At 52.9% G+C, this 10,038-nt stretch carries 12 protein-coding genes and 1 tRNA gene; 9 read left to right on the top strand and 4 right to left on the bottom strand.

Annotated elements, in window-relative coordinates; genetic code table 11:
- The 3 genes from MVD07_RS02465 to MVD07_RS02455 all read right to left on the bottom strand — a co-directional run.
- A partial coding sequence (locus MVD07_RS02465) for a PspC domain-containing protein (RefSeq protein WP_297498180.1) occupies window positions 1-296 on the bottom strand: 296 nt, incomplete at its 3' end.
- Between the two features lie 46 nt (window positions 297-342).
- On the bottom strand, window positions 343-843 hold the full coding sequence (pfpI, locus tag MVD07_RS02460) for a deglycase PfpI (protein ID WP_297498177.1): 501 nt from the start codon (window positions 841-843) through the stop codon (window positions 343-345).
- Between the two features lie 57 nt (window positions 844-900).
- Window positions 901-1,356: an Lrp/AsnC family transcriptional regulator gene (locus MVD07_RS02455; RefSeq protein ID WP_297498185.1), complete on the bottom strand. Its 456-nt coding sequence runs from the start codon at window positions 1,354-1,356 to the stop codon at window positions 901-903.
- Between the two features lie 111 nt (window positions 1,357-1,467).
- Between MVD07_RS02455 and MVD07_RS02450 the strand changes: the two genes are divergently transcribed.
- The 4 genes from MVD07_RS02450 (at window position 1,468) to MVD07_RS02435 (ending at window position 4,187) form a co-directional block, all read left to right on the top strand.
- Entirely contained in the window at window positions 1,468-2,631 is a 1,164-nt protein-coding gene (locus tag MVD07_RS02450) for a GTP-binding protein (protein WP_297498174.1), read from the top strand.
- A 48-nt stretch (window positions 2,632-2,679) separates the two neighbouring features.
- Window positions 2,680-2,757: transfer RNA gene (locus MVD07_RS02445), tRNA-Lys, on the top strand.
- 144 nt (window positions 2,758-2,901) lie between these two features.
- On the top strand, window positions 2,902-3,645 hold the full coding sequence (locus MVD07_RS02440) for a KaiC domain-containing protein (protein ID WP_297498172.1): 744 nt from the start codon (window positions 2,902-2,904) through the stop codon (window positions 3,643-3,645).
- A 17-nt stretch (window positions 3,646-3,662) separates the two neighbouring features.
- Window positions 3,663-4,187, top strand: a complete 525-nt coding sequence (locus MVD07_RS02435; RefSeq protein WP_297498183.1) for a hypothetical protein — start codon at window positions 3,663-3,665, stop codon at window positions 4,185-4,187.
- Here the strand turns inward: MVD07_RS02435 and speD are convergent, their stop codons facing one another.
- A complete protein-coding gene (gene speD, locus MVD07_RS02430) occupies window positions 4,188-4,613 on the bottom strand; it encodes an adenosylmethionine decarboxylase (protein WP_297498169.1) in 426 nt (141 codons plus the stop codon).
- A 294-nt stretch (window positions 4,614-4,907) separates the two neighbouring features.
- Here speD and MVD07_RS02425 point away from each other — a divergent pair, with 294 nt between their 5' ends.
- The 5 genes from MVD07_RS02425 to MVD07_RS02405 all read left to right on the top strand — a co-directional run.
- On the top strand, window positions 4,908-5,816 hold the full coding sequence (locus tag MVD07_RS02425; RefSeq protein WP_297498166.1) for a protein translocase subunit SecF: 909 nt from the start codon (window positions 4,908-4,910) through the stop codon (window positions 5,814-5,816).
- Entirely contained in the window at window positions 5,813-7,330 is a 1,518-nt protein-coding gene (locus MVD07_RS02420; RefSeq protein WP_297498164.1) for a preprotein translocase subunit SecD, read from the top strand. Before MVD07_RS02425 ends, MVD07_RS02420 begins: the two co-directional genes overlap by 4 nt.
- Window positions 7,331-7,332: 2 nt before the next feature.
- Complete coding sequence (locus tag MVD07_RS02415; protein ID WP_297498162.1) at window positions 7,333-8,034, top strand: TrkA family potassium uptake protein; 702 nt, start codon at window positions 7,333-7,335, stop codon at window positions 8,032-8,034.
- A 121-nt stretch (window positions 8,035-8,155) separates the two neighbouring features.
- On the top strand, window positions 8,156-8,467 hold the full coding sequence (locus MVD07_RS02410) for a V-type ATP synthase subunit H (protein ID WP_297498159.1): 312 nt from the start codon (window positions 8,156-8,158) through the stop codon (window positions 8,465-8,467).
- 1 nt (window position 8,468) lies between these two features.
- A partial coding sequence (locus MVD07_RS02405) for a V-type ATP synthase subunit I (protein WP_297498156.1) occupies window positions 8,469-10,038 on the top strand: 1,570 nt, incomplete at its 3' end.

Raw genomic sequence — 10,038 nt, 5'->3', positions numbered from 1 at the left:
AGGGCTATGAGAACTATTGCGAGGAGCTTGATGTCGATGGAACCTTCCCATGGTTTTTTACTGGTCTCCTCTATGAAGTCATCACTCCCCTCCCCGTTTCTCTCTTCCTCAGGTATTACGAAAGCCGCCAGGAGGTAGAGGAGGGACATCTGAACCGGGTAGAATACGAAGAGCAGTATGAAGAACAGCCTGACGAGAGTTGGATCAAGGTCAAAGTACTCGGCTATTCCTCCAAGAACCCCGAAGAGCACCCTGCCCTTTCTGGAGCGCCTCAACTTCTTCTCCCTTCTCCCCATTCCCCCACCGGTATTTTCTACGGGAGGGGGTATTTAAAAATTGGGATTACCTGAGGAGCTTAACGAACTCCCTCATCCAGGCGTAGAGGTCACCGGGATGCCTTGAGCTAATCCAGTTGCCGTCGACAACGACGGGCTCGTCGACCCACTCGACGCCGGCATTGATCAGGTCGTCCTTTATGCCGACGTAGCTAGTTCCTTTCCTGCCTTTGAGAACTCCGGCCGAGATGAGTATCTGTGGCCCGTGACAGATGCTGGCTACAGGCTTTCCATCTTCAAACATTTTCCTGGCTGTCATTACGGCCTTCTCGCTCAGCCTGACTCGCTCAGGAGCCCTTCCGCCCGGGAGGACGAGGGCGTCGAACTCATCCGGATCGACCTCTTCAAAGATCAGGTCAACTTTCACCGGATAGCCGTGCTTACCCGTTATCGTCCCCCTCTCGAAGCTGGCAACGTAGACCTCGTGGCCCTCCTCCTTGATCCTGTGGAGGGGGTAGATCAGCTCAACGTCCTCAAACTGATCGGCACTCAGAAACAGCACCTTCATGTTATCACCCGTAAAAAATTGGAAAGGACATTTATAACCCTAACTGGACAAAAATGTTCAGAGGGGCAGTTCCGTCGTCTCCTTGTGAGTCTTGAGGACAACCATCGTATGGGTGGATTCAACGCCCTCTATCTCCCCAATCCTGTCGAGGAAGTCGTTGAGCTCCTCGCTGCTACGCGTCCTTATCTTGATGAGCATGTCGTAGTCTCCGGTGGTCTCGTAGACCTCGACTATCTCGGGATACCTCATGAGTTCCTCGGCGACACGGGAGTACATCCCGGCGTGGGCCTTGATGAGGACAAAGGCCAGTATCCTGAAGCTCAGAGATTCGGGGTCGAGTATAACGGTGAACTTCCTTATGATGCCCCTCTCCTTCAGCTTCTTTATGCGTTCATATATCGTTGACTCGGCCAGGCCAACTTCCTTCGATATCTCGCGGAGGGGTGTCCTGCTGTTCTTCTGGAGGATCGCGAGTATCTTCCGGTCGATTTCGTCGAGACCACTTCTGGTCATCTCCACCACCGTCAGGAAAATTTTCGAAAGTCCTTATAAATTTGCCGATTTCAAGTGACCATACGTTTATAAAAGGCCGTTCGTCTTTTAGTCCGGCCGGGGTGAACAGTGATGCCAACGAACGTCACGGCTGAATATCTAGCGGCCGAGGAGGAGTACAGGAACGCAAAGACGATACCTGAGAAGATTAGAGCACTTGAGAAGATGTACGCCACGGTTCCAAAGCACAAGGGGACGGAAAAGCTCCGGCTCCAGATAAAGAGGAAGCTCGCCGAACTCAGGAGGGAACTGGAAAAGCAGAGAGCGCAGAAGAAAGGCGGTGGCTACTCTTTCAGCGTCAGGAAGGAGGGTGCCGCGCAGATAGTTCTCGCCGGGCTTCCCAACGTCGGGAAGAGCTCGCTCATAAAGGCGCTCACCAACGCAGACGTTGACGTTGCGAACTACGCCTTCACAACCGTCGAGCCCATCCCGGGCATGATGCACCACAAGGACGTCCCGATACAGCTGGTTGAAGTCCCGGGGCTCGTGGAGGGCGCTGCGCTCGGAAAGGGGATGGGACCCCAGCTCCTCAGCGTAATAAGAAATGCGGATGCAATCGCGATAGTGGTTGACCTCTCACAGAACCCGATAAAACAGATGGAAACCCTTCTGAGGGAATTCGAGAGGGCGGGAATCAAGGTCAACAAGAGGAAGCCGAGGGTAGAGATAAAGAGAACCGCCACCGGAGGGATAGTGATCAACGGCCAGGAGAACATAAAGGGCGACCTCAGGGAAGTCATGAGGATGCTCCGGGAGGAGAGGATCCACTCGGCCGAGATAACGGTAAAGGAACCGGTTACACTTGAGGAGTTCGCCGATGCCCTCGATGAGAGCCTCGTATGGAAGAGGGCAATAATCATAGCCAACAAGGGCGACGCCCCGGGCAGTAAGGAGAACTACGAGAAGCTCCTCAAAGCTTATGGAGACTGCTTCAAGATAATCCCCGTCTCAGCGAGGAGGAGAATAAACCTCGACAGGCTTAGGGACGGACTCTACGAGCTGGCTGGAATTATCAGGGTCTTCACGAAGAGCCCGGGAGAGGAGCCAGCCTACCCCCCGGTTGCACTAAAGAAGGGCTCGACGGTTATGGATCTGGCGAAGAGGATACACAAGGACTTCGCCAAGAACTTCCGATACGCCAGAGTATGGGGTAAGAGCGTTAAGTTCCCTGGCCAAAGGGTTGGAGCGGATCACGTTCTTGAAGACGGAGACATAGTTGAGATACATGCCCGCTGAAGCGGGACAAAACTTATAAAGTTCCCCTGAATTACCCAAAACGGGCGTGGGCCGGTAGCTCAGCCTGGTTAGAGCGCGGGGCTTTTAACCCCGTGGCCGCGGGTTCAAATCCCGCCCGGCCCGCCAGAACCATTTTTCCAGTTTCTGCCAGCTGTTCTAAAAAGCCACTACACCCTCTAGCGGGTACTTTTTCTCACTTAACGTAACCTTTTTAAGTCCTTTTGCTTTAGGATCTATGATAACAAAAAGTTACTAAAGGGGGTGGCGCCCATGGTCAGGAAGGTGAAGACGGGAATCCCCGGAATGGACGAGATACTCCACGGTGGAATCCCCGAGAGGAACGTAGTCCTTCTCAGCGGTGGGCCCGGAACCGGGAAGACCCTCTTCTCCCAGCAGTTCCTATGGAACGGCCTTCAGATGGGTGAACCCAGCATCTACGTGGCTTTAGAGGAGCACCCCCTTCAGGCGAGACAGAACATGGCCGGGTTCGGCTGGGACGTCAGGAAATACGAGGAGGAAGGACTGTTCGCGATGGTCGATGCCTTCACAGCAGGCATAGGCAAGAGCAGGGAGTACGAGAAGTACATAGTCCGCGACCTCACCGACGTCAGGGAGTTCATAGACGTCCTCAGGACGGCAATCAAAGACATAAATGCGAAGCGCATTGCCATTGACTCGGTCACAACACTCTACATCAACAAGCCCGCCCTTGCCAGGGGGATCGTCATGCAGCTGAAGAGGGTTCTAGCGGGTTTGGGTGTCACGAGCATCTTTGTCAGTCAGATAAGCGTTGGCGAGCGCGGTTTCGGCGGACCCGGCGTTGAACACGGCGTTGATGGTATAATAAGGCTCGATTTGGATGAAATCGATGGTGAGCTTAAGCGCTCGCTGATAGTCTGGAAGATGCGCGGGACCAGTCACTCCATGAGGAGGCACCCCTTCGAGATCACTGACAGGGGAATAGTTGTTTACCCGGACAAGGTTCTCAAGAGGAAAACCGTTGTTGAGCTCTGAAGGGGGTGGTGGAGATGGTGGAGGTTCCGCTGAACCCGATTGGGAGGGAGGAGATACACAGGCTTGAGAGCATACTCCTCTTTGCGACCCTGTTCAGGCCGGAAGTCATAGAGCTGATAAAGGATCCAGCCGAGAGACTCACATGGGTTGACAGTCTGGCGGTAGCGGCCGGGACGATAGCCAGGGAGAAGGCAGGAATGACGGTCCCGGAGATAGCCGTGGAACTCGGCAGAACCGAGCAGACGATAAGGAAACATCTCAAGGGAGAGACGAAGGCAGGTCAGCTTATCGGAGAGACCTACGAACTCATAAAGCAGGGCAAGCTCGACGAGCTCGTCAAGAACATCGAGGTTCTAGCCAGGGGTGGTCAGCTCGTTGCCGTTGAGGAGTGCGAGAAGCTCAAAAAGGAGAAGGAGGAGCTTGAGGAAAAGGCCAGCAGGCTTGAGGAGGAGAAGAGACAGCTCGAAGCCAAGATCGAGAACATCAAGGCCGTCCTAAGGGACGCCCTGGAGAGGGTGAAAGATATAGAGAAGCTGCTGTGACTATCCGTTTCCATTTCTCCTCAGGGCCTCTTCCCACGTCATTATCATGTGAGTGTAGGTGTCGTCGTCCTCGTAGATGCCGCGCTTTATCTCACTCACGTGAGCGTATCTGGCCTTTATCTGGTCGAGGATGTAATCAACGGCCTTTTCCGGGTCGGCCCTAGTGCCGCAGGTGTAGACGTCTATCGCAGCGTAACCCTTCTCCGGCCAAGTGTGTATTGAGAGATGGCTCTCGGCAACAACGACCATACCGCTGACTCCAGTAGGGGAGAACTTGAAGAAATGCGTCATCTTGACCTCCATCTTCCCCGCCTTTGCAGCCTCAAGGAATATCTCCCTAAGCCTGTTGGCGTCACCCAGAATCTCAGAATCACAACCCGCTGCCTCAACAACGTAGTGGAACCCTATAGTCTCTATCTCGCTCATGGCTCTCACCCCCGTTGGGGGTAGCCGGCACCCTTTTTAAAGTTAATCCCGAAAGTAAACGATAATTAACGGGCTGTTTCAGTCCTGTAATGTCCTGAACCCAGCTTTATCAAATTAAATGGCTTTTTCCTCACTGTTTTCAGTTAATCCTGAGGATCTTTGTCCAACAGCCCATAAGACCAATCATACACCTCCTTTTGAGACCGGAGAGGAATGCTCCCCAACCACTAATTTTAAAACTTCACCCCACAACTACTCCATAACTCAGGACAACAACTGCCCCGGGGTGAACTTATGGCGAAGAAAAAGCGCAGAAAGGAACCTTCCTTTAAGGAAGAGTTCCGCACAAAGAAAAAGGAAAAGCTGAAGTTTCTGGCTGAAATGGAACCGAAGAAGATGATTATATATCCCCTTGCAGTCTTCATAATAGCCCTTCTCCTCGTGGCCGTCCACTTCCCTCCCCTGGGAATAGATCTTAAGGGCGGTGTCGTCGTAACTGCCTATGGAGTCAGCGTGAACCCTGACGAGATGGAGAAGTGGCTCGACAACCAGCTCGGCGTTAACGTCCGTGTTGAGAGCTTCAGAAGCGTTGAGGGAACGTCTGGAATCAGGGTGTACGCGCCAACTGGCGTTGATCCGCTGAAGATAATAAGTCTCCTAAAGACGAGATTCCCAAAGGCCAAGTATACACACAGCGAGGTTCAGCCAACCTTTGGTGAGCTGGCCAAAAAACAGGGAATCAAGGCAGTGACGTTCGCCTTTATAGCGATGGCGATCGTGGTTTTCCTCTTCTTCAGAAACCCGGTGTCGTCCCTGGCGATAATCTTCTCAGCCTTCTCGGACATGGTAATAGCGGTGGCATCAATGGGGATATTCAGGATACAGCTGACGACCGCAACCATAGCGGCACTTCTCATGCTCATAGGCTACACCGTTGACAGTAACATCCTCCTGACGACAAAGCTCACCAGGAGGAAGGAGGACACGATAGAGGAGGCCTATCTAAGCGCAGTCTCAACTGGCTTCACTATGAGCACGACAACGCTGGGGGCCCTCTTCATGCTCTGGCTGATCTCAACATCCCCGACAATTGATAACATCGCGATAGTCCTCATATTCGGCCTCCTCGCGGACTTCATGAACACATGGATATTCAACGCCGGCGTTCTTAGATGGTACCTCTCAAGGGGGGTTGGCTCATGAACAGAAGGCTGAAGAAGCTCCTCCTGAGCTGGAGGGTTCTCCTGCTCATACTGTTCCTCACTGGCTCAATAGTGACGCTCTACTTCAGGCCGCTCACCTTTGGAATAGACATAGCCGGTGGCGTAGCAATAGTGGCCCAGACAGAGCACCCGGTTGACCAGAAGACAATGGAAGTCGTTGTTGACTCCCTCCAGAGGCGTTTGAACACCCTCGGCCTGAGGGACATAGGCGTTGAAGGCCAGGGAAACCAGATAGTCCTAATCAAAGTCGCGAACGTCACCAGTCCGGAGGAAGCCAACCAGATAAAGCAGGTCATCGAAAGCCAAGGTGTATTCTACATGGAGTTCGACGGCGTAATTTTTGGAAGCGGCAAGGACATCGTCTACGTAGGCCCGTACGAGATAAAACCTGACAACAGTTGGGCGGTTCCATTCAGGATTTCGAAGGCTGCAGCCGAAAAGTTCGCCAAGCTGGCCAAGGGAAAGGCCGGCTGGCCCGTTGACATGTTTCTCGACCCACCGACTAACTCCATCCTTGTGGTTCCGAAGAGCATTTACAGCCTAATGAACAGCACAGCATTCAATGCTCAGGCACCAGATGCTCCTTTCCTCATAAAGAGGATCAAGAACGCGCTGAATATAACCACAGTGGAGTACACTGGCCAGAGCGCTGAAGAACTTAAAAAACTCGCCGGAGGAAAGCCTATAGTGCTCATTGACGTTCCACAGAGCCTTTATGAAAACCTCAAGGCAGCTAACGCCAGCGTTAAGTACGTTGCCCGTCCCCAAGGCGTCGACGACAAGACGCTAGTAAAACAGGTTCTCGGCCTCTACGGGCCCTACTCCCTGGGAGAGGGGCTCGCAAACGGCCAGCCACAGACAAACGTCCAGATAAGTGGCTCCGCGTCCAACAGGGTTACCGCGGAGCAGGAGGCCAAGACTGTTTACACAGTTCTGAAGAGCGGTTCACTCCCGGTCAAGCTAAACATCATCGGAATGCAGTTCATCTCACCCAAGCTCGGCGAAGATTTCAAGACCCAAGCACTCTATGCAGGCATTGCGGCTCTGATCGCGGTTCTCCTCATAGTTTACTTCCACTACAGACGCTGGAAGATAGCCATACCAGTGGCCAGCACGAGCCTCTTCGAGGTCATCATAATCCTCGGAACCGCTGCGCTGATCAGGTGGAACCTCGACCTCCCGAGTATAGCAGGCATCATAGCGGCGATAGGTACCGGGGTTGACCAGCAGATAGTCATAACCGACGAGCTTCTCGGTGGTGAAAGGGCCACCAGGATAACGAGGCGCGCCGGCAGTTTAAGGAGGATAGGGAGGGCGTTCTTCATAATCTTCGCCTCTGCAGCGACCACTATAGCAGCTATGAGCTTCCTGCTGGTTTACTTCGTTGGAACCCTCAAGGGGTTCGCGGTAACGACGATACTTGGAGTTCTGATAGGCATATTCATCACGAGGCCGGCCTACGCCGAGATAGCCAAGTACCTCATCGGTGAGTAGGGATGTACGTTATAATCATGGGAGCTGGCAGAGTTGGTTACCTCGTTGCGAGGATGCTGGAGGAAGACGGACATGATGTGACAATAATAGAGCTTGACAGGGAGAGGGCTAAGGAACTCTCGGGAATGGTGAACGGCCTGGTGATCCAGGGCGACGCGACCGATACGAAAACCCTTGAAGAGGCCAACATAAAGCAGGCTGCTGCCTTTGCGGCGTTAACGGGCAAGGACGACGCCAACCTTCTGGCATGTATACTAGCAAAGAACCTGAACCCCAACGTTAGAACATCACTGAGGATAAGCAATCCGAAGAACAAGCGCATCTTTGAGGAGGTCTCCGACCTGAAGAAGTACTTCGACTTCGTCATAAGCCCAGAAGAGATAGCCGCTGAGTACATCAGCAGAAACATCACGGCTCCGGGCTTTGATAGAGTCCTCTTCCCGAAGGAAGGAGCCGAGATAGTCCGCTTCATCATAGACGAGGACAGCGAGGTCTCAGGAAAGCTTGTGAGGGACTTAAAGCTCCCGAAGGATGCCCTGATCATAGCGGTCTATGATGAAAAGGGCAACCTGATAATACCCTCTGGAGACACGAAGTTGCCCAAGAAGGGCCAGATAATTGTCTTTGCCAAGAACGGCGTCCTTAGCGAGGTGAAAGAATTACTAGAAAAGAAGGTCAAAGGCGAAGAAGTCCAAGCCAGCTGAGCACCTTTTCTTTTCGTTTTCAAACCCTTGGACTCTCATACCGCAAACTATTTAAACTAGTTAGGGAAGCCAAAGTTGGCGAAAAGCTCACCTGTTTTCAGGGTCATCGGAGGGGCTACTCATGGAGGACGTCATCAAGCGTATTGTGGACGCAGAAAAGGAAGCAGAGGAACGCATAGAGCGGGCGAAGAGCGAGGCCAAAGAGCTTGTCCTGAAGGCGAAGGAAGAGGCCAGAGCCCTTGAGGAGGAGATAATCCAAGACGCCCAGAGACAGGCCGAGGGCCTAATAGAAAAGGCTCGCGTTGAGGGCGAAGAAGAAGCGAAAAAGATCCTCCAGGAGGGGGAGAATGAGGTATCTGCCCTCCGTGAAAAGGCCGAGTCCAATTTCGAGAAGGCAGTGGAGTCTGGAATAGAACTGATAAGAGGGGGCTGAAATGTTCAGACCCGAAGAGATGGTCAAACTAGAGGTAATAACGCTCAACAGGTACAAGGATGAATTACTGACATACCTCCACGAGGCCGGGGTCGTTGAAATAAGGGAAGCGGAGGTCAAGATAGCTCAGAGGGACGCGCCGAACGAATACTACCGGAAGGCCGCTTCGTACTCGATAACAATTTCAAGACTGAGCGAGTTCCTTGGACCCCACAGGAGAAACCCGGGAGGAGGGATAAAGGAGTTCTTCTCCCCCCGAGAGAGGCCCAAGAGGACTTACCACTACAAAGGCATCGAGAAGCTGATCAAAGATGTTGAGGCGTTTTTAGCTAAGGCCGAGCCCGAAATAAAGGCCGTTGAGTCAAAGATAAGCTCAATCCAGACCGAGATAGAGAGAATAAAGGAGTCAATGGCCACCCTTGAGATGCTCTCCTCACTCGACATAGAAGTCAGCTACCTGAGGCACAGCGGTCTCGTCGAGGTGACCGTCGGCTCCGCCGAAAGGCAGAGGTTCAGGGGCCTTCTCGACGAGCTGAAAAAAGCCACAGGGGGAAGGGTGGCAGTCGTCACAAGGGACTTCAAGGACAGGGTTCTGATGGTCGTGGCTACACTGAGAGAAGACCACGAGAGTGTAAACTCGGTTCTCGCGAAGCACTCCTTCGAGAGGATAGAGATCCCGGAAGGTGAAGGGAGGCCCTCCGAACTCCTAAAGGAGTATGGGAGGAAGCTTGACGCTAGGTTCAAAGACCTTGAGAGCGCCAAGAGAGAAGCCGAGGAACTGGCGGAGAAGTACTATGAGGACGTCCGCTTTTATCAGGAACTCATGGAGAACGAGCGCGACAAGGCTTCAGTTCTTCCAATGCTTGCGAGAACCAACATGACCTTCGCCCTCTCCGGCTGGCTCCCAAGGCCCGAGGTTCCAAGGGTTCTGGAGGGTATAAAGGGTGTAACCGAGGGCAAAGCTTACATAAACATCAGAGAGCCTACCAAGGATGAAATCGAGGAGATACCGATCAAGCTCAAGAACCCTAAGTGGGTCAGGCCCTTCGAAATGCTCACCGAAATGTACGGCGTCCCCAGATACGATGAAATTGATCCCACACCGATAATAGCGTTCACATACTCCTTCTTCTTCGGCTTCATGCTCACCGACTTCATGTACGGTCTTATAGTCGGCATAATAGCTGCACTCCTCGTCAAGGGGCATAAAAAGTTCAACGATGGAACCTACAGGTTCGCCTACGCCCTGCTCTGGAGTTCATCCTTCACAATGCTCATGGGAGTACTCTTTGGCAGTTACTTCGGCAACGCCGGCGACGTAGTTTTACAGTACATCACCGGCAATCCGAACGCACACTTCTGGAGGATAGCCGACTCGCTTAGGGATCCGCTGTTCGTGCTCATACTGGCACTGGCCATAGGACTGGCCCACCTCTTCACGGGTTACACCATCGGCTTCATGGTCAAGTGGAAGAACGGCGACAAGAAGGGAGCGCTCTTCGACCAGCTCTCCTGGATGCTCATCATAATAGCTATAGTTCTCTTTGCGGCGAAAACATCTAAACCGCTCA

It is taken from the genome of Thermococcus sp., from assembly GCF_027008145.1.
Lineage (GTDB): Archaea > Methanobacteriota_B > Thermococci > Thermococcales > Thermococcaceae > Thermococcus.
This window is presented reverse-complemented; position numbering and strand designations above follow the sequence as displayed.